We start from the raw sequence: 23353 nt of genomic DNA on the forward strand, positions 1-23353 counted from the left end.
GACCGCCATGACGACGCCCACGCCGACCACCAACGGCACCGCCTCGGGGCCACGCAGGGTCATGTTCTACGCCACCCTGGTCGTGCTGACCCTGATCTTCCTGACCCCGCTGGTGTGGATGGTCATCACCTCACTGAAGACCTACACGGCCGCCCAGGAGATTCCGCCGAGCTGGCTGCCGAACCCGATCGCCGGGTACGGCTACGAGCAGATCCTCAACAACTCGGCCAACCCGGTGCTGCGCTGGTTCCTCAACAGCATGGTGGCCGCCACGCTGCACTCGCTGCTGGTGCTGGTGACCGCCTCGATGGCCGCGTACTCCCTGGCCCGGCTGCGGTTCCGCGGACGCGGGGTGACCTTCGCCCTGATCGTCGGGACGCTGTTCATTCCGCCGACCTCGCTGATCATCCCGAACTTCCTGATCGTCGACCAGCTCAACTGGATCGACACCCTCGCCGTGGTGGTGGTGCCCGGCGCGGCCAGCGCGTTCGGGGTGTTCTTCCTGCGGCAGTTCTTCCTCTCCCTGCCGAACGAGCTGGAGGAGGCCGCCACGCTCGACGGCGCCAACCAGTGGCAGATCTTCTACAAGGTCGTGCTGCCGCTGTCCAAGCCGGCGCTGGCAACCCTGGCCGTGCTGTCGTTCCTCACCAACTGGAACGACTTCCTCTGGCCGATCTTCGTGCTGTTCAGCCCGGAGCAGCTCACCCTGCCGCCCGGCCTGGGCCTGCTCCAGGGCTCGTACGTCACCGACTACCCGGTGATCATGGCGGGCGCGGTACTGGCCAGCCTGCCGGTGCTGATCCTCTTCGTGCTGGCCCAGCGGCACATCATCCAGGGCGTCTCCCGCAGCGGTCTGAAGGGATGACGCGCGTTACCGCCCGACGAGGCGGCGCGGCGGCGATCGTTCTGGCCGCCGCGTTGCTCGTTCCGGGCTGCGCCGACGACACCGAGCCCACGCCCACCACGAGCAACGGGAGCGACCCCAGCATGTTCACCAACCCCGTGGTCAGAAGCGACGCCCCGGACCCGCAGGCGATCCAGGTGGGCGTCACCTGGTATCTGTTCCACACCAACTCCGGGGGCCGCAACGTCCCCGTGCTCACCTCGACGGATCTCGTCGACTGGACCGAGGCCGGGGACGCCCTGCCGGCGCTGCCGGACTGGGCGGACGCTGGAAAGACCTGGGCGCCGGAGGCGATCCAGCTCGCGCCGGACCGCTTCCTGCTCTACTACACCGTCGCCGGCCGGGAGTCGGGGCGGCAGTGCGTTGGGCGGGCGGTGGCCAGCGCCCCGCAGGGGCCGTACCGGGATGACGCTGCCGGTCCGCTGATCTGCCAGGCCGACCTGGGCGGGGCGATCGACGCCAGCCCGTTCCGGGACGCCGACGGCAGCCTCTGGCTGCTGTGGAAGAACGACGGCAACGCCATAGGAGTGGACACCTGGCTCTGGTCGCAGCGCCTCGCCGACGACGGCCTGACCCTGGTCGGCGAGCCGACGAAGCTGCTCAAGCAGACCGAGCCGTGGGAGGGCACTCTGATCGAGGGGCCGTTCTTCCACCGCCAGGACGGTCGGCTGCTGCTCTTCTTCGCCGCCAACGCCTATGACCGTGCGGAGTACGCCGAGGGCTACGCGGTTTGCGAGAGCCCGACCGGCCCGTGTGTGAAGGCAACCGAGAACCCGATCCTGAAGAGCAGCGAGGCCGCCTCGGGCCCCGGCCACGCGTCGATGGTGGTCAAGGACGGCCGGACCTGGCTGCTGTACCACGCCTGGCCGCCCGGCCAGGAGGGCAGCACCGACCCGGGTCGTCAGACCTGGCTGGACGAAGTCACCTGGGTCGACGGCAAACCGGTCGTCAAAGGCCCCACGCCCGGGCCCCAGCCGCGCCCCTGAGCCGGTCATGTGGAAGGGCCCCGGAAACGGGGCCCTTCCACACCTCGCAGGTCAGTCAGTCGGTCGGCTCGCGGGGGGCCGGGGCAACCGCGGGCTCGTGCTGGGCCAGCCGATTGCGGCGGTGGCCGTAGCCGAAGTAGATCAACGCGCCGAGCAGCATCCAGGCCAGGAACCGCAGCCAGGTCTCCACCGACAGGTTGAGCATCAGGTAGAAGCAGGCCAACGCCGAGACGATCGGCAGCACCGGTGAGAACGGCACCCGGAACGGCCGCTCCAGGTCCGGCCGCTTGCGGCGCAGGATCGGCACCGCCACCGACACGAGGACGAACGCGCAGAGCGCACCGATGCTGACCAGGTCGGCCAGCGCGGACAGCGGCAGGAAGCCGGCCAGCAGCGCGACCGCCACCGTCATGATCGCCGAGATCCGGTACGGGGTACCCCAGCGCGGGTGCACCTTCGCGATCGAGGGCGGGATCAACCCGTCCCGGGCGATGGCGAAGCCGATCCGGCCCATCGCCACCAGGTCGACCAGGATGACGCTGGTCAGGCCCGCGACCGCGGCGATGGAGACCAGCACGGCGGCCCAGCCCGCGCCGACCGACTCGAAGGCCGACGCGATCGGGGCGCCCCGGTCGATCTCGGTGTACGGCACCATCCCGACCACCACCAGCGAGACGCCGATGTAGAGCACGGTGGAGATCAGCAGCGTGCCGAGCAGACCCAGGGTGAGGTCCCGCTTGGGCTTCCTCGTCTCCTCGCCCAGGTTGGCCACGGCCTCGAAGCCGGTGTACGCGAAGAAGACCACGGCGGCGGCGCTGAGCACCCCGACGAAGCCGAAGACCGAAGGCTCCAGCCCGAAGAGCGCCTGCGTGACCGGCTGCTTGATGCCGTCGTCGCCGCTCCCGGCGGGCTCGGCCGGCGGGATGAACGGGGTGAGGTTGGCGGCCTTGACGAAGAACAGCCCGGCGACCACCACGAAGACGCAGATGGCCACCTTGACCAGCACCAGCAGGTTGGTGATCCGGGCGGATTCCCGAATGCCGACGATCGCCACGATGCCGAGGATCAGCACGATGGCGATGGCGCCCACGTTGACCGTGCTGCCCTCCTCGCCGAACCAGCGGGTCGGCAGGTCGAGCAGTTCGGCGAGGTAACCGGACCAGCCTCGGGCCACCACTGCGGCGCCGAGCGCGAACTCCAGCAGCAGGTCCCAGCCGATGATCCAGGCGACAATCTCGCCCATCGTGGCGTACGCGTAGGTGTAGGCGCTGCCGGCGGTCGGCACGCTGGAGGCCAGCTCGGCGTAGCAGAGGGCGGCTAGCAGGGCGACCACGCCGGCGATGGCGAAGGAGATCACCACGCCCGGCCCGGCGCTGTCCCGGGCCTCGATCCCGGTGAGCGTGAAGATGCCGGTGCCGATCACGATGCCGATGCCGAAGCCGGTGAGGTCGACCGCGCCGAGCCGCCTCTTCAGCCCCAGCTGGCCGTCGCTGCCATCCGCCTCACCCTGGGCTATCACGTCCTTGATTGGTTTCGTACGCAGCACGGACACCCGGTCACCCCTCCCACCGTGCGACCACCTCCGTGGCGGCCGGTGACCGGCGTTGCTACCCAGCGGCGCGATTGGTCAACCACGAACTCTTGCGGCGACGGCCAGACTGTGAAAATTTCCTACCAGCAACGCGGACATCGACGGCGAATCTTGCCGTGCACCGCGCGAAACATCCGGGAGCCCCAACGAAGGGACACACCGCATGAAAGCCACCCGATTCGGAGTCGCCGGGCTGGTCGCAGCCCTGCTCGGCACGTTCGTCAGCGCCACCCCCGCGAGCGCCGCCCCCAGCGCGGCCGACACCACCACCGTCACCTGCGCCACGGACCCGGCCACCCCGAAGCGGCAGTTCCGGGCCATGTGGATCTCATCGGTGGTCAACATCGACTGGCCCAGCAAGGCGTCTCAGACCAACCCGGACCGGATCGCGGCCCAGCAGGCCGAATACCGCGAACTGCTCGACCTGGCCGGGCGACTGCACCACAACGCCGTCGTGGTGCAGGTCCGGCCCACCGCCGACGCGCTCTGGCCCTCACCGTACGAGCCCTGGTCGGAGTACCTGACCGGGGTACGCGGCCAGGACCCGGGATGGGACCCCCTGGCCTTCCTGGTCGACGAGTCGCACAAGCGGAACCTGGAGTTCCACGCCTGGTTCAACCCGTACCGCGTCTCCATGCCGGCCCCCGGCGGCGCCGGCGCCGACCCGACCCAGCTCGCCCCCGGCCACCCGGCCCAGCAGCACCCCGACTGGACCTTCGCCTACCCGCCGGCCGGCGTGGCCGGCAGCCGGCTCTACTACAACCCCGGCATTCCCGAGGTCCGCGAGTTCGTCCAGACCGCCATGATGGACGCCGTCAGGCGGTACGACATCGACGGCGTCCACTTCGACGACTACTTCTACCCCTACCCCAGCGGCACCTACCAGGTGCCGGACGACGCGACGTTCGCGGCCCACAACCGGGGCTTCACCGACCGGGCCGACTGGCGGCGGGACAACATCAACCTGCTGATCCAGGAGATGAACGGCAAGATCAAGGCCGCGAAGCCGTGGGTGAAGTTCGGCGTCAGCCCGTTCGGCATCTGGCGCAACAAGACCGCCGACCCGCTCGGCTCGGACACCACCGGCAGCCAGTCGTACGACATCATCTCCGCCGACACCCGCAAGTGGATCAAGCAGGAGTGGGTCGACTACGTGGTGCCGCAGCTCTACTGGTACATCGGCCAGTACCCGGCCGCCGACTACGCGCGCCTCGTGCCGTGGTGGGCCGAGACAGTGCGCGGCACCCGCGTGCAGCTCTACATCGGCCAGGCCGACTACAAGAGCGGCGACCCGGCGTACGGGCCGTACTGGCAGAACCCGCGTGAGCTGTCCGACCACCTGACGCTCAACCGGTCGTACCCGGAGGTGCAGGGCAACGTGCACTTCTCCGCGGTGCAGGTGCGGGCCAACCGCCTCGGTGCCACCGACATCTACGCGGGCGAGCACTACTCCCGCCCGGCGCTGGTGCCGGCCATGCCCCACCTTCCGGCCCGGCCGCTGCTCTTCCCGGTGGTCAGCAAGGCGACCCGGCAGGCCGACGGGGTCCGGCTCACCTGGCGGCAGCCCGCCGACGGCGTCGGCCCATTCGGCACCGCCACCTCGTACGCGATCTACCGGTTCGACGGCACCACGCTGCCCGGCCGATGCGCCACGGCCGACGCCGCACACCTGGTCGACACCGTCCGGGCCACGCCCGGCAACGTTCAGTCCTGGGTGGACACCTCGGCCGAGCCCGGTCGGCGTTACACCTACCAGTTGACCGCCCTGGACCGGTCGGCCAACGAGAGCCCCGCCAGCCCGCCGGCATTCGTCCTGCGCTGACCCGCCTCCCCGAATGCCCCGGACGCCTCGCGCGTCCGGGGCATTCGTCTGTTTCAACGTATGTCACCAATAGTTGTCGACACGCATACCGCCTAGTTGATCAGCTGATCGACACTCATCGACATCCGGTAACCCGCCGGTAACTTCCGTCCCACCCGCTCACCCCGCGGAGGTATCCCGTGCCCCGACGTCTCGCCACCCTGCTCGCCTCGGGCGCGTTAGCGCTGCTCGCCACCGTCGCCATCGCATCCCCCGCCGCCGCCGTCACCCCAGCCCAACGGCTCTCCGTGCTGTCCAGCTGGACCCAGACCAGCGCGTCCAGCTACAACTCGTGGAACAGCGCCCGGGTCAACCGGGCCCCCTGGGCCGAGTACAACTTCAACTGGTCCACCGACTACTGCTCGTCCAGCCCGGACAACCCGCTCGGTTTCACCTTCAACCTGGGCTGCTACCGGCACGACTTCGGCTACCGCAACTACAAGGCGGTCGGCCAGTTCTCCGCCAACAAGTCCCGGCTCGACAGCGCTTTCTACGAGGACCTGAAGCGCGTCTGCGCCACGTACAACTCGGTCGTCCGACCGGCCTGCTACAGCCTGGCCTGGACCTACTACCAGGCGGTCAGCATCTTCGGTTCGGTAGCGGCCGTCCAGCAGGCCGACATCGACCGCGCCGCCCGAATGAAGGCCCAAGCCGAAGCCAACGCCGCAGCCCGCTAACCCCAGCCCGCCCTCGCCCCAGCCCGCCCTCGCCCCAGCCCGCCCTCGCCCCCACCCGCGCGATCCTGCACTTTCGGTTGCTGGTTTGCCCCTTGAAACCGACATCTCCCTGCAGAAAGTGCAAGATCGCCGGGTGGGTGGGGGCAAGGGCGGGGCGGGGTGGGAGGGCAGGTTGGGTTAGGCGCGTTCGGTTCGGGTGGCTGGGTGGCGGTCGGGGTCGGCGGCACGGCGGGGGGTTGGTTGGGACAGGCCGGTGCTGAAGCGGGTCGAATCCGCCGCCAGGTCCGGGTGTTCCACGTCGAGTGCCAGCGCCGCGGCCTCGTCCAGCCCCAGCTCGGCACCCTCGCCGTACGCGTCGTCGAAGGCCGCGTCGCCCAGCACCGCGCGCAACTCCGCCTGCTGTTCGGCCCAGTAGCCGCCGAAGATGCCGGGGGTGGCACGCATGCTCGCCCGGGTGGCCTGCGCGGCCCCGAACAGGCGGGCTGCGGTCAACCGCTCCCCGCCGATCGCGCAGCGCACCGCGACCGCGTTCAAGGTGTCGCACGCCCGGCCGTGGTAGCCGTGACCCATCCGGGAGCGCAGCGCCACCAGGAGATGCTCGTGTGCGGCGATCACGTCGCCCCGGGCCAGCGCGACCATTCCGAGCAGCATGTCCACCGAACGGCGGCCTCGCTCCACGGGCCGGGCCGCCTCCACCGGACGCACCGCCCCCAGCAGCTCCGCCGCCTCCTCCAGGGCGCCCCGCCGCCAGAGCAGCTCGGCCAGGCTGAACACCGCGAACAGCGCCTCGCCGACCACGTCCTGCCCGTGCGCCCAGTCGATGACCTCACGGCACACCCGCTCGGCCTCGACGAACTGCCCCATGTCCACCAGGGGCGCGGCCCTGCCGGCCAGCACCCGGGCCAGCAACCCTGCGTCGCCGGCCTGCCGGGCCGCTGCCTCCGCTCGCTGGGAGTAGCGCAGCTCCTCGGCGAACTCGCCGTCGGCGCTGGCATGCAGCGAGTGCATGTGGTACGCCGCCGCCAGCTCCGCCTCCGGGATCCGCTCCCCCGTCTCCGCGATCCGCCCGTACAGCCGGAACAGCCACAGCCGCCCCTCGCGGGCCAGGCCCCGCTCCAGCCACCACTGGTCCAGCCCACCCGCCAGACCCAGACCGGCACGGGCGCTGCCGCCGGTGGCGCACCACCGCAGCGCGGCGCGCAACTCCCCGGCCAGTGGATCGAGGGCATACAACGACAGCGTCACCGGCCGGCCGTCCTGGCCCAAATGGGCCCGGTCCAACGCGTGCGCCGACCAGGCCACGTGCCGGTCCCGAGCGGCCTGCTCCTCCCCAGCCTCGACCAACCGCCGCGCCGCGTACGCCCGGATGGGGTCGAGCATCCGGTAGGTGCTGCCGGCGGCACGCGGCTCGGCCAACACCATCGACTTGTCCACCAGGACCGAGAGCGGGTCCAGCGGGTCGTCACCCAGCAGCCACTCCACCGTCGCCAGATCCACCGGGCCGGCGAAGACCGCCAGCCACCGCAGCAGGCGGGCGGCCCGGGGCCCCAGCGTCCGGTAGGACCAGGTGACGGTGGCCTGCATGGTCAGGTGCCGCTCGGTGGCCGAGCGCTGCACCGCCCGGCTCGCCGGCGTGGGCGGCGACGCCCCGGCCGCCGCGGCGACCAGGTCCACGGTGTCCTGCTGGTTGCCGGACCAGCCCCGCTCCACCGGCGGCGGATCCGGGTCCTCCCGGCCGGCGTCCAGGGTGCCGAGAACGTCGTCCAGCCGCTCGGCGAGCTGACCGACGGAGAGCACCCGCAGCCGGGCGGCGGCCAACTCGATGGCGAGCGGCAGGCCGTCCAACCGCTGCACGACCCGACGCAGGTCGGCGGACTCGGCCGGGTCGGGCTGCCGACCACCTCGCGCCGCCGCCGTACGGTCCAGCAGCAGCGCGACCGCGTCGCTCTCCGCACCGTCCGCGCGCGGGTCGACCGAGAGCGGCGGAATCCGCCACACCACCTCGCCGGGCAGGCTGAACAACTCACGACTGGTCGCCAGCACCCGTACGCCGCTCCCGCCGGACAGCAGACGCGCGATCACCTCGGCGCAGGCGGCCGGTTGGGTGTCGCAGGTGTCCAGTACGACCAGCATCCGGCGGCCGGCCGCGTACTCGACGAGGGTGTCCAGCATCGGCCGGCCGGGCTCGGGGCGCAGGCCGAGCACGGCGGCGATGGCGAACGCCACCAGCCCCGGGTCGGTCACCGAGGCGATGTCGACGAACCAGACCCCGTCCGGGTACGCCTCGACAACTCCGCTGGCCAACTCCACCGCGAGTCGGGTCTTGCCCGCGCCGCCGGCGCCCAGCACGGTGACCAGGCGGTGCTGTCGCACCAGCAGGCCCAGCTCGATGCGTTCGGTCTGCCGGCCGACGAACGAGGTCACCTGGGTGGGCAGGTTGTGCGCCACCGCGTCGGCAGTGCGGGGCCGGGGGAACTGCCGCTCCAGACCCGGGGCGACCAGTTGGAACAGTCGTTCCCGGTCGTCGAAGCCGCGCAGTCGGTGCAGGCCCAGGTCGAGCAGGGTCGCGCCCGGCGGCATCGGCTCGGCCCGACGGGCGGTGGACGCCGTGCAGAGCACCTGCCCGCCGTGCGCGGCGGCGGCCACCCGGGCGGCCCGGTGCACCTCGGGGCTGGCGTACTCGCCGTCGCGTGGCTCGGCATAGCCGGTGTGCAGGCCCATCCGCACCCGGGGGGCGGCTTCGGTAGTGGGCCAGTCGTGGCTGGACAGTGCCCGCTGGGCGGTCAGGCACGCGGTCATCGCCGCTGTCGCTTCCTCGAAGGCCAGGAAGAACGAGTCGCCCTCGGTCAGCAACTCCGCGCCACCCGTGCTGGCCAGCGTGCGGCGCAGCAGCCGTCGATGCTCGGCGAGCACCGGCCGGTAGTCCGGGCCGAGCAGCTGAGCCAGCCGGGTCGAGCCCTCGATATCGGTGAATACGAAGGTCACCCAACCGCTCGGGAGCTGGATCCGTGGCGACATGCGAGGAACCTCCGCCCGTGACGTCGGGTTCATGCTGCCTGAGTCCGAACGATCACACATCGTGAGAACGGCCGGGCAGGTGCCGCCTCAACGTGCCACTCGGACCCGCTCCCGGCAAGGCCGGCCCACCAGGCGGCAGCGAATTGGCCCGATCAGCAGCCGCAGCCGCCACCGCAGCAGCCACCAGCGGCCGGTGCCGGGGCGCCACCGGAACCACCACTGCGGCCGGTGACCGCGACCGCGGAAAGAAGCTTGACCGTGTCGGCGTGTCCCTGTGGGCAGCTGGCCGGCTCACCGGCCGCCGCCATCGATCGGTTGACCTCGAAGGTGTCGCCGCAGGCGCGGCAGCGGAACTCGTACCTGGGCATGCCACCCAGGGTACGTGGATCTGACGGTTGGCGGAGCATGGGTGATACTCGACAGGTGGTGGACGGCGAGGACGACACGCGTGTGCAACCGTTACGACCGGCCGCGCCGCTGGACGGGCCGCTCGAAGGCTCAGGGGCCGCGCCCGACCCGGTGCGCAAGGTGCCCCGCCCCCGCCGCGCCTGGCTGAGCGGGCGTTCCGCGGGTGCACCGACCACGCCAACGGCTACCACGCCGACCACGCCAGCGGCCAAGCCCACCGCAGCCGACCACGCCAGGTCCGAACCGGACGCGAGCGCCACCGGCACGAAGGTCCCGGCCGAAACCGTCCCGACCGCCGGCCCAGCGACCGCCTCCCAGACCGAGGCACCCGAGACCGAGGCAGCCAAGTCCGAGGACCTGAAGGCCGCGGCACCCAAGGCCGAGAATCTGAAGGCCGACGCCGCGAAAACCGAAGACCAGAAGACCGACACCCCCAAGGCCGAGGACGCGAAGGCAGACGCCGCGAAGGCAGAGGACCCGAAGGCGGCCGGCAGCGCCAGTGGCCCGGACGCGTTGAAGGCGGCCGGCACGTCGAGCGCCGACACACCCGCTGACGATGCGAAGACCGGTGCCGCCGATCCGGCGAAGACCACTGTGGATGAGGTCCCGGTCGTGCCGGCGTCCGACCCGGCCCGGCGGCGGCGGGTGCAGTTCGCGCACGCGGTACGTCTGCCGCCCCGCCGGGCAGCGGCCGCCGCGGCCCGGGCGACCCGCGCCTGGGCACGCCGGCCGAGCGGTCGGCTGACTCTGCCCGGCGTCTTCCTGCTGGCGCTGGTGGCCGCGACCGCCGCAGCGGGAGCGCTGCTCGTACCGGCCGCGATCCGGGCACCGCGCCCGGTCGCGGTCGACGCCTCAGCCGCACCGAGCGGGGTCGCACCGCCGGGGGTGCCGTCCGGCCTGCCCACCGGACCGCTGCCCACCGGACCGCTGCCGACCCTCCCGCTGCCCACCGGCGGGTTGCCCGGCAACGGGCTGCCGACCGGGTCGGTGATCGGTGGCCGACCGTCGGACGCCCTGGCCGGCTGGGCGCAGCAGGTCGGTGCCAAGGTCGGCGTCCCGGCGGTCGCCATGCAGGCGTACGGCTACGCAGAGCTGGTGCTCTCCCAGACCAACCGCAGCTGCGCGCTGAGCTGGACCACGGTGGCCGCGATCGGTCAGGTCGAATCGGGACACGGCTCGGCCAACGGCGCGCGGCTGGGACAGGACGGCAAGGCGATACCGAAGATCATCGGGCTGCCGTTGGACGGCAACGGCGGCCGGATGCGGATCATCGACACCGACCGTGGGGCGCTCGACGGCGACGCGACCCTCGACCGGGCGATCGGGCCGATGCAGTTCATCCCGACCACCTGGCAGGAGATCGGCGCGGACGCCGACAACGACGGGCTCAAGGACCCGCACGATCTGGACGACGCCGCCCTGGCAGCCGGAAATTACCTCTGCAAGGGCGGTCGAAACCTGAGCATCGCGGGGGACTGGTGGAACGCGATCCTCTCCTACAACGATGTACGGCGGTACGCCCAGGACGTCTACGACACCGCGAACCGGTACGGACGGACCAGTCGGTCGTGAAGTGATCGTCTCGATACGTTGGAGAACTGGACACTTCCCCCCGGCCTCTGTTAGCGGCAAGCTAGACGGGTGATGGTGCGCGAGTGGGACCCCAGGACCGCGTCGTCCGCCGAGATCGCGTCGCTGTTGGCCACGCTGAACGCGGTCCTGGCGGCCGATCTGCCGCAGGATCCGCCCTGGCGGAAGGCTTCGCTGCGGGAATACCTCGCCGAGGTGATGCCTGGCGAGCGGCGGATCTCCTGGATCGCCCAGGCCGAGCCGACCGCCCCGGGCGACACGGGCGCGGTGCTCGGCCAGGTGCACGTACTCCTTCTGGGTGACATCGGCGTGCTCGAGGTGCTGGTGCACCCGTCCGCGCGGCGCACCGGCCTCGGCCGTGACCTGGTGATGCGTGCCGCGCGCCGGGTCTACCAGGAGGGCTTCCGGTCGATCGGGGTCGAGGTCGTCGGCGACACGCCGGCGGTCGGGTTCTACGAGTCGCTCGGCTTCAACCGGGAGTACGTGGAGACGCGCAGCGTGCTCGACCTGACCGCTGTGGACTGGGCCGAGCTGGCCGAGATGGCCACCGGCATCGGGGCGGGCTACCAGCTGGAGTTCTTCCCGGGCGGGCCGCCGGACGACCTGATCGAGGCGTACGCGCGGGCCAAGGCCGAGGTGCGCGACGTCGACGACGGTGAGTTGCGCCCCAGCTCCTACGACCCGGAGCGGCTGCGCGACAGCCTCGACACGCTGCACCGACGGGGCATGAAGCCGTACATCGTGCTCGCCCGCCACGAGCAGAGCGGCGAGGTTGCCGGCCTGACCGAGGTGGTGGTGCCGGCGCAGCACCCGACCCGCGCCGACCAGTACGACACGATCGTCGCGCAGGATCACCGGGGCTACGGCATCGATCGGGCGATCAAGGCCCGGATGCTGTTGGAGCTGCGCTCCGCCGAGCCGGAGCTGATCGAGGTGCAGACCTGGAACGCGCAGGCCAACGAGGCGATGTTGAAGGTCAACGCGGAGTTGGGCTACCGCCCCGACCGGGACTGGTGCGAATACAGCGTCGACGTCGCTGAGCTGGTGCACCGCCTCGACCCGCCGCGCTGAGGAATTCACGAAACTGTCCATTAGGGGATGGACGGTGGACAGTTGCGCACCTTAACGTGCGTTGACCCCCATCCACCCATCGTGGAGGCCCTATGCGCCCGCGCCGCTCAATCGCCGCGCTCGCGACCGCCACCGCCGCCGTGACTGTCACGGCGCTCGGCGTCGCACCCACCGCGGCCAGCGCCGCGCCCACCGACCTGTTCATCTCGGAGTACGTCGAGGGTTCGTCGAACAACAAGGCGATCGAGCTGTTCAACGGCACGGGCGCCGCCGTCGACCTGGCGGCCGGTGGCTACCAGTTGCAGCTCTACTTCAACGGCGCCACCACGGCCACCACGATCGCCCTGACCGGCAGCGTGGCGGCCGGTGACGCGTTCGTGTTCGCCAGCGCCTCGGCCGGGGCCGCCATCCTCGCCCAGGCCGACCAGACCACCGGGGCGAGCCTCTTCAACGGTGACGACGCGATCGTGTTGCGCCGGGGCACCACAGTGCTCGACTCGATCGGCCAGGTGGGCGTCGACCCGGGCACCGAGTGGGGCGCCGGCGTCACCAGCACCGCGGACAACACCCTCCGCCGGTTGCCGAACGTGGCCGCCGGTGACACCGACCCGTCGGACGCCTTCGACCCCGCCGCACAGTGGGCCGGTTTCCCCGCCGACACGTTCGACGGGCTGGGCACGCACACCGTGGACGGCGGTGGCCCGGTCGACGTACCGGCCACGCTGACCTGTGGTGGGCCGCTGGTCACCGCCGCCGGCACGGCCGCGAGCCGCGAGGTGACCGCCGCCGACCCCGACGACACGATCGTCGACCTGGCGGTGACCGCGATCAGCCCGAGCCCGACCTCCGGCTCGATCACCCGTACCGCGTTCACCCCCGCCGACGGGGTGGGCGGCACCGCCCGCGCCACTGTCGGCGTGAGCGCCGACCTCGCCGCCGGGGCGTACACCGTCACCCTCACCGCGACCGACGCGGGCGGCGGCACCGCGAGCTGCGCGCTGGTCGTGCAGGTGACCCGGGAGCTGACCGTCGGCGAGGTGCAGGGTCCGACCACCGACGCCGAGTCCGGTGCGAGCGACCGGTCACCGCTCGCACCGGCGAGCGGCAACGGCACGAGCAGCACGCTGTACGACGTACGCGGCGTGATCACCCAGTCGACCCTGGCCCGCACCTCGGCCGGTGCGGAGCAGCACGGGTTCTTCCTGCAGAGCCGCGTTGGGGACACCGACGGCGACCCGACCAGCTCCGACGGCATCTTCGTGTTCATGGGCACGTTCACCTCGCTGATCGGCGGTTACGTGCCGACGGTCGGCGACGAGGTCGTGCTGCGGGCCAGGGTGTCGGAGTACTACAACTTCACCCAGCTCTCCGGCGCGTCGCTGGTCCGCCGGATCGGCGGCGGCCTGGCCGTGGACACCGCGGTCGCGGTGACCGACGCGGTGCCGCCGGCCGTGCTGACCGACGCGCAGCGCTTCTGGGAGCGGCACGAGGGCTCCCGGATGCGGGTACGCGCGGGCAGCGGCGCGGTGAGTGGCCGGGACGTCTTCTCCTCCACGGCCGACGCGGAGCTGTGGGTGGTCGACCGCGACGACCCGCTGCTGGACCGCGCGGACCCGAACTCCCGGCGGGTCTTCCGTGATTCGCACCCGCTGGACAACGACCCGACCCGCCGCTTCGACGACGGCAACGGCCAGCGGACGCTGCTCGGCAGCATGGGTGTGAAGGCCACGGCCGGGGACAGCGCCGCGCTGCTCCCGCCGGCGCACACCTTCGACACGCTGCGGGCGGACGCGGTGGGCGGGGTCTACTACTCGTTCGAGAAGTACGGCGTCCAGGTCGAGCGGGCGGAGTTCGCCGCCGGGGCCGACCCGTCGAGGAACAACCCGCCCAAGCCGGCCGACCGGTCGCAGGAGGTGGCCGTGGCCACCTACAACGTGGAGAACCTGTACGACTACCGCGACGACCCGTTCGACGGCTGCGACTTCGCCGGTAACGCCGGCTGCGTGGGCGTCGACCCGCCGTTCGACTACGTCCCCGGCAGCGAGGCGGAATACCGCGAGCAGCTGGCCGCGCTCGCCGACCAGATCGTCAAGTTCCTGCACGCACCGGACCTGATCCTCGTGCAGGAGGCCGAGGACCAGGACATCTGCACGGTCTCCGGGGCGGCGCTGAGCTGCGGCGACACCAACAACGCCGATGGCGCTCCGGACAGCATCCAGGAGCTGGCGCTCACCGTGGCGGCGGCCGGCGGGCCCGCGTACGCCGCCGCCTATGACCGGACCGGTGCGGACGCCCGCGGTATCACCGCAGCCTTCCTGTATCGCACGGACCGGTTGTCGCTGGCTGCCGCGACGGCGGCGGACCCGCTGCTGGGCTCGGCGCCGACCGTCCAGTACCGGGCTGCGGGGCTGCCGGCCAACGCCGACGTGCAGAACCCGAAGGCGCTCAACGCGGTGTTGCCGGCGGATGTGGACACCTCGACCGGTCGGGACGGGAACAACGTCTTCACCCGTGCTCCGCAGCTGGGCAAGTTCAGCGTGGCGGCGGCGCCCGGCTCGACCGAGCGGTTCACCCTGTACGCGCTCAGCAACCACTACTCGTCCGGCCCGGACAGCCGCGTCGGGCAGCGGCGAGAGCAGGCGCGTTACGGCGCGGCGATCGTCACCGCGATCGAGGCGGCCGACCAGACCGCCCGGGTGGTCTACGGCGGGGACCTGAACGTCTTCCCCCGCCCGGACGATCCCATCGCCACCGGCGACCAGCCCACGCCGTCGGACCAGCTCGCCCCGCTCTACGAGGCGGGCCTGCACAACCTGTGGGACAACCTGGTGGCGGACGTGCCGGCCTCGGCCTACTCGTACAGCTTCGAGGGGCAGGCGCAGACCCTCGACCACCTGTTCGTCAACGACGCGTTCTACGGCGACCTGGTGCAGGTGCGGGCGGCGCACATCAACGCCGACTGGCCGGCGGAGTTCGCCGGTGACGGGTCGCGGGGTTCCAGTGACCACGACCCGCAGGTGGCCCGATTCCGGTCCCGGGCGTCGTTGACCGTGGCCGACACAGCGGTGGCCGAGGGCAACCAGGGCACCCGGCAGCTCACCTTCACCGCCACCGTGTCTCGGCCCCTGTCCCAGTCGGTGCTGCTCTGCGCCGCCACCCTCGGCCTCACGGCGCAGGCGGGCTCGGACTTCGACCCGTACGCCGGCTGCAAGGTGTTGGCCGCCGGGCAGACGTCGGTGGCGTTCCCGGTGTCGGTGCGCGGTGACCGCAAGCGGGAGGCGGACGAGAAGTTGACGCTGCTGGTGGCCGGCGTGCCCGGCCTGCGGCTGGCCGATCCGCTCGCGACCGGAACGATCACCAACGACGACTGAGATCCGTCTCAACCGCGCTCGATCCAGGATGTAGTGGCCTCCGCCGACCAGGGGGCCACTACATCCTTTGTTTCAGCATGATCTTGCGCAAGACGTAACAACTCGTCGCCGCCGGACCAATGAAGGGGTGTAAGGACGGCCAACGAGAGGACGGCCTGTGAGTATCCCAAGCCCGGGCGGGGATGACCTGGCGGCAGTCAGCAGGGACCCCGAAGCCTTCGAGGTGTTCTACCGGAGGCACGTCGAGGCGATCGGCCGATTCGTCGCTCGTCGCGTCGACGACCCCCACACCGCAGCGGACCTCACGGCCGAGGTGTTCCTCGCGGTGATCGACTCCGCCGCCGGTTACCGGCCGGAGCGGGGCAGCGAGCTGGGTTGGCTCTTCGGCGTGGCCCGCAACGTCATCGCGGCCGAACACCGGCGGGCGACCCGGCTCCTGCGGGTCAGCGGTCGCATAGCGGGACGACGGTTGCTCGACGCCGATGACATCGCCCGGATCGAGGAACGCATCGACGCCGAGGCGCTGGCCCGCCGCACCTACCAGGCGCTGCGCGGCCTACCGGAGCGCACCCGCGCCCTGTTGGAACTCGTCGCCGTCGACGGCCTGTCCGTGGCGGACGCCGCCGACGCGCTCGGCATCTCCCCGGTCGCCGCCCGGGTCCGTGTGCACCGGGCACGCCGCGCGGTACGCCTCGCGCTCGCGCAGTCCGAATCCGCACTCGTCTGATCGGAGGGATGATCACCATGACCTACACCCCACTGGGCAACTTCGAGGAACGACTCCTCGGCGAGCTGCGGGACCACGTCACGAACCAGACCTCCGACCCGGAGCCGACCGCGCCTCCCGTTCGGGCAGCCCGCCGGAGCCCTCGTTGGCGCACGCCGGGCTGGCGCCTGGCCGGGGTCGGTGGGCTGGTCGCCCTGCTGACCATCGGCGGGTTGGTGGTGCAGACGGTGGATGACGCCCCACCGACGGCGAGCGCGGCCGAGATCCTGACCGAGGCCGCGGATACAGCCCGGCAGCAGCCCGACCTGGTGGCACGCCCCGGCCAGTTCCTCTTCATCGAACTGCGACTCACCTGGCGGGATCTGCCGGATGCCGGCCCGTACACCGAGGAGCGGCTCCAGCGCTGGGTGCCGGTCGGCGACGACCCCACCTGGCAGCAGCGGCGGAGGCTGGAGAGCCGCCCCGACGAGTGGCGGACCGACGACGTCTCGCACCTGGCGCCACCGCCCGGCTACTTCCAGGGCCTACCCACCGAGCCGGAGCAGATGGCGCAGTACCTGCGGGACCACCCGATCCCCCTGGATCTGCCCGCCGGCGCGGACCTGGAGGCCATCAGGAACGATCCCCAGACGATCTTCGCCGACGGGATGTGGATGCTTGAGGGCTACGTGCCACCGCAGTCGCTCGGCGCGCTGTTCCAGGCGATGGCCCAGGTGCCCGGGGCCACCGTGTTACCCGGCGAGATTCGGGACGCGGCCGGCCGGCGGGGGGTGGCACTGCGGACGCCGGGCGTGGTCGGGGCCCACATCGACCTGATCTTCGACCGGACGACCTACGCCTACCTCGGCACCCGCCGTCTTATCGTGCGGAATGGCAAGGAGTCGCCCTACACGAGCACCGCCGTCACCCAGCTGGCCATCGTCGACCGCCCGGGGCAGCTGCCCTGATCCTCAGGGCGCGCCGATGATCGCGCTCGATCCTGGAAATAGTGGCCTCTCCCACGGAGAAGGCCACTATTTCCTTGTTTCAGCGCGATCGGGCCGCCGGGCCCGAGCGCAGGGGGACGACTCAGTAGCGCTGGCGGAGCAGGCCGGCGGCCTCGACGGCCCAGTAGGTGAGGATGACCTGCGCGCCGGCCCGCTTGATCGAGGTGAGCGTCTCCAGCATCACCCGCTCGCGGTCGATCCAGCCGTTCGCGGCGGCCGCCTCGACCATCGCGTACTCACCGGAGACCTGGTAGGCGGCGACCGGGACGTCCACCGCGGCCCGCACCGCCGACACCACGTCGAGGTAGGGCAGCGCCGGCTTGACCATCACCAGGTCGGCGCCCTCGGCGACGTCCAACGCGACCTCGCGCAGCGACTCACGCAGATTGGCCGGATCCTGCTGGTAGGTGCGCCGGTCGCCCTCCAGCGCCGACTCCACCGCCTCCCGGAACGGGCCGTAGAAGGCGGAGGCGTACTTCACGGCGTACGCCAGCACGGAGACGTCCTGGTAGCCGGCGGCGTCGAGGGCCCGGCGTACCACGCCGACCTGGCCGTCCATCATCCCGGACGGCCCGACCATGCCGACCCCGGCGGCGGCCTGGGCCACCGCCATCTCGGCGTACGCCGCCAGGGTCGAGTCGTTGTCGACCTCACCGTCGGGGGTGAGCAGCCCACAGTGCCCGTGCGAGGTGAACTCGTCGAGGCACAGGTCGCTCATCACCACAGTGGCGTCGCCCACCTCGGCCACCACGTCGCGGATGGCGACGTTGAGGATGCCGTTCGGGTCGATGCCGCCGGAGCCGGTCGGGTCCCGCTGTTCCGGCACACCGAAGAGCATGATCCCGCCGACACCGGCCTGGACCGCCTCGACCGCCGCCTTGCGCAGCGAGTCCCGGGAGTGCTGGAGCACCCCCGGGAGCGACCCGATGGCTCGGGGCTCGGTCAGCCCCTCCTTGACGAACATCGGCACGACCAGCTCGGCCGGGTCGACCCGGGTCTCGGACACCAGCCGGCGGACCGCCGGGTTGCGGCGCAGCCGGCGGGGCCGGATCTCGGGGTACGACATGGCAGGGCCTCCTCGAACGACTACCGGAAGCGCAGGGCGGTGGGGCCCTGCACCTTCGAGCCACGGCGCTGCTTGGCCGGCATGGCGGCCAGCTTCTCCCGCAGCTCGACGGCGTAGGCGGCGAGCGCCTCCACCAGGTCGGGCACCGAGGCATGCGGTGGCTGGACGTCGACCCGCAGGCCGAACTCCGTCGCGGTCTCCGCCGTCTTGGGCCCAATGACGGCAACAACGGTCCGGGCGTGCGGCTTCCCGGCGATGCCGACCAGGTTGCGCACGGTGGAGGACGAGGTGAAGAGCACCGCGTCGAACCCGCCCGACTTGATCGCGTCGCGGATCTCGGCGGGCGGCGGAGCGGCCCGCACCGTCCGGTACGCGGTCACGTCGTCGACCTCCCAGCCGCGCTCGGTGAGCCCGGCCGCGAGCGTCTCGGTGGCGATGTCGGCGCGCGGCAGCAGTACCCGACCCACCGGGTCGAGGATCTCGTCGTGCGGCGAGAACTCGGCCAGCAGACCCTCCGAGGACTGCTCCCCGGCGGGGATCAGCTCCGGCTGGATGCCGAACGCGCGGACCGCGTCCGCGGTGGCCTCACCGATGCAGGCGATCTTGACGCCGCCGAAGTGTCGGGCGTCGAGGCCGTGCTCGGCGAACTTCTCCCAGACCGCGCGGACCGCGTTCACCGACGTGAAGATCACCCAGGCGTACCGGCCGTCGACCAGGCCCTTGACCGCACGCTCCATCTGCGCCGGGGTGCGCGGCGGCTCCACCGCGATGGTCGGCACCTCGCACGGGATCGCCCCGTACGCGCGCAGCCGGGCGCTCATCGCGCCGGCCTGCTCCTTGGTCCGGGGTACGAGCACCTTCCAGCCGTACAGCGGGCGGTTCTCCCACCAGCTCAGCTTGTCGCGCTGCCCCACGCCGACACCGACGGTGAGCACCACCCGGCCGGTGAAGCCGAGCGCGGCGGCCACGAAGCTGTCCACGGTCGACGTGGTCGTGTACTGGGTCTCGCCGGTGCCGTCGCCGGTCACCCCGACGCCGGTGGTGCCGTCGACCCCGGCGGCGAGCAGCCCGTCCCGGACGGCGGCGAGGTCACCGGCGTCCACGGCGAGCGCGAGCGAACCCCGGCCGACGGCCGTGGCCAGCGCCTCGAAGTCCAGCGCGCTGACGTCCTCGACGTCGGCGGCCGTACGCACACCCGGCAGCGGGACCCCGGCGTAGGTGGCCACACCCTCGGCCTGGCCGACGCCGGGCACCACCTCGAAGTGGGCGGCGGTGCGGGCCACCGCCTGCACCTCCTTGACCACCGAGTCGTGCCCGAACGGGTCGCCGGCGACCAGGTGCACCGCGTTCAGCCCGGAGCGGGCCGCGGAGATCAGCACCTTCGCCACGTCCCCCGGCGCGCCCTCGGCCGGGGTGAACTCGGCATCGTCCCTGGCCTCGGCGCGAACGACGGTGAGCAACGACTCCGGGACTCCCCGGTCGTAGATCACCTGGTCGGCGTCGACCAGGGCGTCGTGGGCCCGACGGGTCAGCAGGCCCGGGTCACCGGGGCCAGCCCCGACGAACGCGATACGGCCGACGGGCTTACGGGTGCGGGTCATTCTGTGCTCCCAAATTGCTGGGTCCCCGGGCCGGTGTGTCCTTCGTGGCCGAGGATCGAGTCGGCGCCGAGGTCGAGGAGTTCGGCGGCGAGTGCCTTACCGATCTCCGCCGCGTCGGCGGGCGTTCCGGTGCGGGACAGCCGGAGGTCACGAGTGCCGTCCGGACTGATCACCGCCCCGCGCAGGTAGATCTCATCGCCGGTCTCGCCTTCGGCGAGTTCGGCATAGGCGGCGACGGGTGCGCTGCACCCGGCCTCCAGGGTTGCCAGAAACGCACGTTCCGCGGTGACCGCGGCACGCGACGGTGCGTGGTCGAGCACAGCGAGCAGCTCGACCAGGTCCTGGTCGTCGACCCGGCACTCCACGGCCAACGCGCCCTGAGCGGGAGCGGGCAGCATGAGCATCGGGTCCAGCGCCTCGGTGATCACGTCGAGCCGGCCGAGTCGGGCCAGACCGGCCCGGGCCAGGACGACGGCGTCGAGGTCGGCCTCGGGGCCGAGCACCCGGCCCAGGCGGGTGTCGACGTTGCCGCGGATCGGGGTGACCTCCAGTTGCAGGCCGAGGGCGTGCAACTGGGCGATCCGACGCAGCGCGCCGGTGCCCACTGTGGCCCCGGGCGGCAGCTCGGCGAGCGTCCGGCCTTCGCGGGCCACCAACGCGTCGCGCGGGTCCTGCCGGGCCGGCACCGCCGCGATGTGCAGCCCACCGGCGGCAGCCGTGGGCAGATCCTTGTACGAGTGCACCGCGAAGTCGATCGTGCCGGCGGTCAGCGCGTCGCGCAGGGCGGAGACGAACACCCCGACGCCCAGCCGGTGCACCGGCGCGCTGGAGCGGTCGCCCGCGGTGACCACCTCGACCAGCTCGACGGGGCGGCCGGTGGCGGCGGTCACCGCCTCGGCGACCTGGCCGGACTGGGCCATCGCCAGGGCGCTGCCCCGGGTGCCGAGGCGCAGGGGGGCGGTCATCGCGCACCTCCGGTGGGTGGGGTCGGCTCGGCGGCGTCGGCGCCGGACACCGGGTCGGTGCCGGGGAGCGCCATGCCGAAGTCGGGGGTCAGCACGTCCGGGACGGTGTCCACCGGCGAGGTCTGCGGCACCTCGAGGTCGAACAGCTCGCGCAGCAGTGCCGCGTACTGGTCGCCGCCGGGCTCCGCTGCCAACTGGCGGACCTTGACGGTGGGCTGGTGCAGCAGCCGCTGCACGACCCGGTGCACGGTGCGGGCCACCTCGGCCCGCAGGTCGTCGCCGAGGTCGGGGCGACGCTGGGCCAGTCGGCGCAGCTCGGCGGTGACCACGTCGTCGGCCCGGCCGCGCAGCGCGGCCACGGTGGGTGCCACGTCGGCGCCACGCAGCCAGGTGAGGAAGCCCTCCACCTCGCCCAGCACGATGCGTTCGACGGCGGCAGCGTCGGCAGCCGCCGGACCGTCGGCGAGCAGCGCCGCCATCCGGTCGATGTCGATCACCTCGACGCCGGGCAGCTCGGCGACGCCCTCCTCGACGTCGCGCGGGACGGCCAGGTCGAGCAGGACCAGTGGGCCCCGGGACGGGTCGCGTTCGGCCAGCGCAGCGGTGACCACCGACCGGGTGAGGACCGGTTCGGTGGACGCGGTGGCGGCCACTACGATGTCCACTGTGGAGAGGGTGTCGGCCAGCTCGGTCATCGGCGCGGCACTCGCCCCGTACGACTCGGCCAGCCGGACGGCCCGATCGGCGCCCCGGTTGCTGACGGTGAGCGGCCCGGCGCCCAGCCGGGACAGCGTGGCCACCCCGAGCGAACCCATCGCACCGGCGCCGACCACCAGGGCCGGGTGGCCGACGAGGTCGCCGTCGAGGTGCCCGGCGGCCAGCTCCAGGGCGGCGGTGACGACGCTCTGGCCGGCCCGGTCGATGCCGGTCTCGGCGTGGGCCCGCTTGCCGACCCGCAACGCCTGCTGCATCAGCTCGTGCAGCAGCCGGCCGGCCGAGTCGGCGCCGGTGGCCCAGTGGTACGCGTCGCGCAGCTGGCCGAGGATCTGCGCCTCGCCCACCACCATCGAGTCCAGTCCGGTGGCGACCCGGAAGACGTGGTCCACGGCCGCGGTGTCGTAGTGCACGTACAGGTGGCTGGCGAGCGCGGTCGGCGAGCTGCCGGCCTGCTCGGCCAGCACGGCGCAGACGTCGCCGAGCCCACCGTGGAAACCGGACACGGCGGCGTAGACCTCCACCCGGTTGCAGGTGGAGACGATCACCGCCTCGGCCACGTACGGCTGGGCGACCAGGCGGTCCAGTGTGCGGGTCAGGTCGGCGGGGGGCACGGCCAGCTGCTCCAGCGTGGCGACCGGGGCGGTCCGGTAGGACGCGCCGACGACGAGCAGTTTCACGTGCCTATCGCCTCCTGGGTGTCGGTGGCCGCGAACCCGCCCGGCAGGGCGGTGAGAGCGGACCCGCCGGTGGCGGGCAGCGCGGTCAGCGACGCCTTGCGGTGCTCGTGGAAGGACAGAATCTGCAGCTCGATGGCGAGGTCGACCTTGCGCACGTCGACCCCCTCCGGAACCGAGAGTACGCACGGCGCGAAGTTGAGGATGCTCGTCACGCCGACGGCGACCAGTTGGTCGGCGACCTGCTGGGCGGCGGCGGCCGGGGTGGCGATCACGCCGATCGCGAGGGATTCCTCCGCGGCGACCGTCGGCAGGTCGTCAACATGCCGGACTACCAGGCCGTTGATCTCCTCACCGACCCGGGACGGATCGGCGTCGAGCAGTGCGGCGATCCGGAAGCCCCGGCTGGCGAAGCCGTCGTAGCCGGCCAGAGCGTGACCGAGATTACCCACGCCGACCAGGGCGACCGCCCGGCGTTGAGTGAGCCCGAGCACATACTCGATCTGCTCGATCAGCAGCGCGACGTCGTAGCCGACGCCCCGGGTGCCGTACGAGCCGAGGTGGGAGAGGTCCTTGCGGAGCTTGGCGGAGTTGACCCCGGCGGCGGCGGAGAGACCCTCGCTGGAGACCGTCTCGTGCCCGGCGTCGGCGAGGTTGTGCAGCGCGCGCAGGTACTCCGGGAGCCGAGCGACGGTCGCCTCGGGCAGATCCGGGAGCGCCGGTACGGCACCGGCGCGGCCGGGCGCGCCTGGGTGACGGTGCTGACTCATGAGACTCCGTGCGGTGCGATCCTCGGCCAACTCCGCTGGTCGACCGTTTGTGGACTCCCGCTGGCGACCGAGGTTGCCGGCTGTGCTAGCAGGGCGCGTCGGAGTCACAGCGTAGGCGCTTGTGAAGACGTGCACAAATCGCGATCTTGTCGCTGCGTGGCGCGACCTCACCAGCCCCTCCATTCCACAAGATCGATTGAACGGCCTGGTCCGCTCACCGCCCGGGCGATTATTGCTCAATCCCGACTTCTCTGACCAATCCCGCGCCGGGCCTGCCCCGGGACCTCTTCGCGGTGGTAGGGGCAGCACTACGGAGGAGAGGCGGGGTTTCGGGATGGGGACACCGAGCCCAAATGCCTAGCCTTTGAGC

Annotated in this window: 17 protein-coding genes; 9 read left to right on the forward strand and 8 right to left on the reverse strand. The window is 71.9% G+C overall.

The window, feature by feature from the left end:
- The first annotated feature begins 7 nt into the window (after positions 1–7).
- Together ACQRWP_RS25225 and ACQRWP_RS25230 are read left to right on the forward strand one after the other, a co-directional pair.
- A complete protein-coding gene (locus ACQRWP_RS25225) occupies positions 8–865 on the forward strand; it encodes a carbohydrate ABC transporter permease (RefSeq protein WP_430498232.1) in 858 nt (285 codons plus the stop codon).
- Positions 862–1890 carry a glycoside hydrolase family 43 protein gene (locus ACQRWP_RS25230; RefSeq protein WP_430498233.1) on the forward strand — a complete coding sequence of 343 codons (1029 nt, stop codon included), beginning with the start codon at positions 862–864 and terminating at the stop codon, positions 1888–1890. The genes ACQRWP_RS25225 and ACQRWP_RS25230 overlap by 4 nt, the downstream gene beginning before the upstream one ends.
- Positions 1891–1945: 55 nt before the next feature.
- On the opposite strand, the gene ACQRWP_RS25235 is transcribed toward ACQRWP_RS25230, so the two are convergent.
- Positions 1946–3442 carry an amino acid permease gene (locus tag ACQRWP_RS25235; protein WP_430498235.1) on the reverse strand — a complete coding sequence of 499 codons (1497 nt, stop codon included), beginning with the start codon at positions 3440–3442 and terminating at the stop codon, positions 1946–1948.
- 202 nt (positions 3443–3644) lie between these two features.
- Between ACQRWP_RS25235 and ACQRWP_RS25240 the strand changes: the two genes are divergently transcribed.
- On the forward strand, positions 3645–5303 hold the full coding sequence (locus ACQRWP_RS25240; protein ID WP_430498237.1) for a glycoside hydrolase family 10 protein: 1659 nt from the start codon (positions 3645–3647) through the stop codon (positions 5301–5303).
- 179 nt (positions 5304–5482) lie between these two features.
- On the forward strand, positions 5483–6019 hold the full coding sequence (locus tag ACQRWP_RS25245; RefSeq protein WP_430498239.1) for a phospholipase: 537 nt from the start codon (positions 5483–5485) through the stop codon (positions 6017–6019).
- 177 nt (positions 6020–6196) lie between these two features.
- Here ACQRWP_RS25245 and ACQRWP_RS25250 read toward each other — a convergent pair whose 3' ends face one another.
- Both ACQRWP_RS25250 and ACQRWP_RS25255 read right to left on the reverse strand, forming a co-directional pair.
- Positions 6197–9037, reverse strand: coding sequence for an ATP-binding protein (locus ACQRWP_RS25250; RefSeq protein WP_430498241.1), 2841 nt, complete (start codon positions 9035–9037; stop codon positions 6197–6199).
- Positions 9038–9189: 152 nt separating this feature from the next.
- Positions 9190–9405, reverse strand: coding sequence for an FmdB family zinc ribbon protein (locus ACQRWP_RS25255; RefSeq protein ID WP_430498243.1), 216 nt, complete (start codon positions 9403–9405; stop codon positions 9190–9192).
- Between the two features lie 37 nt (positions 9406–9442).
- Here ACQRWP_RS25255 and ACQRWP_RS25260 point away from each other — a divergent pair, with 37 nt between their 5' ends.
- From ACQRWP_RS25260 to ACQRWP_RS25280, 5 genes are all read left to right on the forward strand, one after another.
- Positions 9443–11017 (forward strand): lytic murein transglycosylase, encoded by a 1575-nt coding sequence (locus tag ACQRWP_RS25260; protein WP_430498244.1) that lies wholly within the window; start codon positions 9443–9445, stop codon positions 11015–11017.
- Between the two features lie 72 nt (positions 11018–11089).
- Positions 11090–12106, forward strand: a complete 1017-nt coding sequence (locus ACQRWP_RS25265; protein WP_430503285.1) for a GNAT family N-acetyltransferase — start codon at positions 11090–11092, stop codon at positions 12104–12106.
- A gap of 92 nt (positions 12107–12198) precedes the next feature.
- The gene (locus tag ACQRWP_RS25270) at positions 12199–15477 is read left to right on the forward strand and encodes a lamin tail domain-containing protein (protein WP_430498246.1); all 3279 of its coding nucleotides are present in this window, start codon (positions 12199–12201) and stop codon (positions 15475–15477) included.
- Positions 15478–15634: 157 nt separating this feature from the next.
- Positions 15635–16204, forward strand: a complete 570-nt coding sequence (locus tag ACQRWP_RS25275) for an RNA polymerase sigma factor (protein ID WP_430498248.1) — start codon at positions 15635–15637, stop codon at positions 16202–16204.
- A 17-nt stretch (positions 16205–16221) separates the two neighbouring features.
- On the forward strand, positions 16222–17151 hold the full coding sequence (locus ACQRWP_RS25280) for a CU044_5270 family protein (protein WP_430498250.1): 930 nt from the start codon (positions 16222–16224) through the stop codon (positions 17149–17151).
- A 121-nt stretch (positions 17152–17272) separates the two neighbouring features.
- Here ACQRWP_RS25280 and hemB read toward each other — a convergent pair whose 3' ends face one another.
- Genes hemB through ACQRWP_RS25305 form a run of 5 tightly spaced genes read right to left on the reverse strand, consistent with a single transcriptional unit; the run spans position 17273 to position 22983 of the window.
- Positions 17273–18256, reverse strand: coding sequence for a porphobilinogen synthase (gene hemB / locus ACQRWP_RS25285; RefSeq protein ID WP_196919917.1), 984 nt, complete (start codon positions 18254–18256; stop codon positions 17273–17275).
- Positions 18257–18276: 20 nt separating this feature from the next.
- Complete coding sequence (locus ACQRWP_RS25290; RefSeq protein WP_112584249.1) at positions 18277–19857, reverse strand: uroporphyrinogen-III synthase; 1581 nt, start codon at positions 19855–19857, stop codon at positions 18277–18279.
- Complete coding sequence (gene hemC / locus ACQRWP_RS25295; protein WP_430498252.1) at positions 19854–20822, reverse strand: hydroxymethylbilane synthase; 969 nt, start codon at positions 20820–20822, stop codon at positions 19854–19856. The genes ACQRWP_RS25290 and hemC overlap by 4 nt, the downstream gene beginning before the upstream one ends.
- Positions 20819–22216, reverse strand: a complete 1398-nt coding sequence (locus tag ACQRWP_RS25300; RefSeq protein WP_430498254.1) for a glutamyl-tRNA reductase — start codon at positions 22214–22216, stop codon at positions 20819–20821. The genes hemC and ACQRWP_RS25300 overlap by 4 nt, the downstream gene beginning before the upstream one ends.
- Complete coding sequence (locus ACQRWP_RS25305; RefSeq protein ID WP_124819092.1) at positions 22213–22983, reverse strand: redox-sensing transcriptional repressor Rex; 771 nt, start codon at positions 22981–22983, stop codon at positions 22213–22215. The genes ACQRWP_RS25300 and ACQRWP_RS25305 overlap by 4 nt, the downstream gene beginning before the upstream one ends.
- Between the last annotated feature and the right edge of the window lie 370 nt (positions 22984–23353).

The sequence above is a fragment of the Micromonospora trifolii genome (assembly GCF_050516465.1).
Lineage (GTDB): Bacteria > Actinomycetota > Actinomycetes > Mycobacteriales > Micromonosporaceae > Micromonospora > Micromonospora trifolii.

Bases quoted from the DNA above. Each gene is read 5' to 3' on its own strand.
- ACQRWP_RS25225 (WP_430498232.1), top strand. From the start codon at position 8: ATGACGACGCCCACGCCGACCACCAACGGCACCGCCTCGGGGCCACGC.
- ACQRWP_RS25230 (WP_430498233.1), top strand. From the start codon at position 862: ATGACGCGCGTTACCGCCCGACGAGGCGGCGCGGCGGCGATCGTTCTG.
- ACQRWP_RS25240 (WP_430498237.1), top strand. From the start codon at position 3,645: ATGAAAGCCACCCGATTCGGAGTCGCCGGGCTGGTCGCAGCCCTGCTC.
- ACQRWP_RS25250 (WP_430498241.1), bottom strand. From the start codon at position 9,037: ATGTCGCCACGGATCCAGCTCCCGAGCGGTTGGGTGACCTTCGTATTC.
- ACQRWP_RS25255 (WP_430498243.1), bottom strand. From the start codon at position 9,405: ATGCCCAGGTACGAGTTCCGCTGCCGCGCCTGCGGCGACACCTTCGAG.
- ACQRWP_RS25260 (WP_430498244.1), top strand. From the start codon at position 9,443: ATGGGTGATACTCGACAGGTGGTGGACGGCGAGGACGACACGCGTGTG.
- ACQRWP_RS25265 (WP_430503285.1), top strand. From the start codon at position 11,090: ATGGTGCGCGAGTGGGACCCCAGGACCGCGTCGTCCGCCGAGATCGCG.
- ACQRWP_RS25270 (WP_430498246.1), top strand. From the start codon at position 12,199: ATGCGCCCGCGCCGCTCAATCGCCGCGCTCGCGACCGCCACCGCCGCC.
- ACQRWP_RS25280 (WP_430498250.1), top strand. From the start codon at position 16,222: ATGACCTACACCCCACTGGGCAACTTCGAGGAACGACTCCTCGGCGAG.
- hemB (WP_196919917.1), bottom strand. From the start codon at position 18,256: ATGTCGTACCCCGAGATCCGGCCCCGCCGGCTGCGCCGCAACCCGGCG.
- ACQRWP_RS25290 (WP_112584249.1), bottom strand. From the start codon at position 19,857: ATGACCCGCACCCGTAAGCCCGTCGGCCGTATCGCGTTCGTCGGGGCT.
- hemC (WP_430498252.1), bottom strand. From the start codon at position 20,822: ATGACCGCCCCCCTGCGCCTCGGCACCCGGGGCAGCGCCCTGGCGATG.
- ACQRWP_RS25305 (WP_124819092.1), bottom strand. From the start codon at position 22,983: ATGAGTCAGCACCGTCACCCAGGCGCGCCCGGCCGCGCCGGTGCCGTA.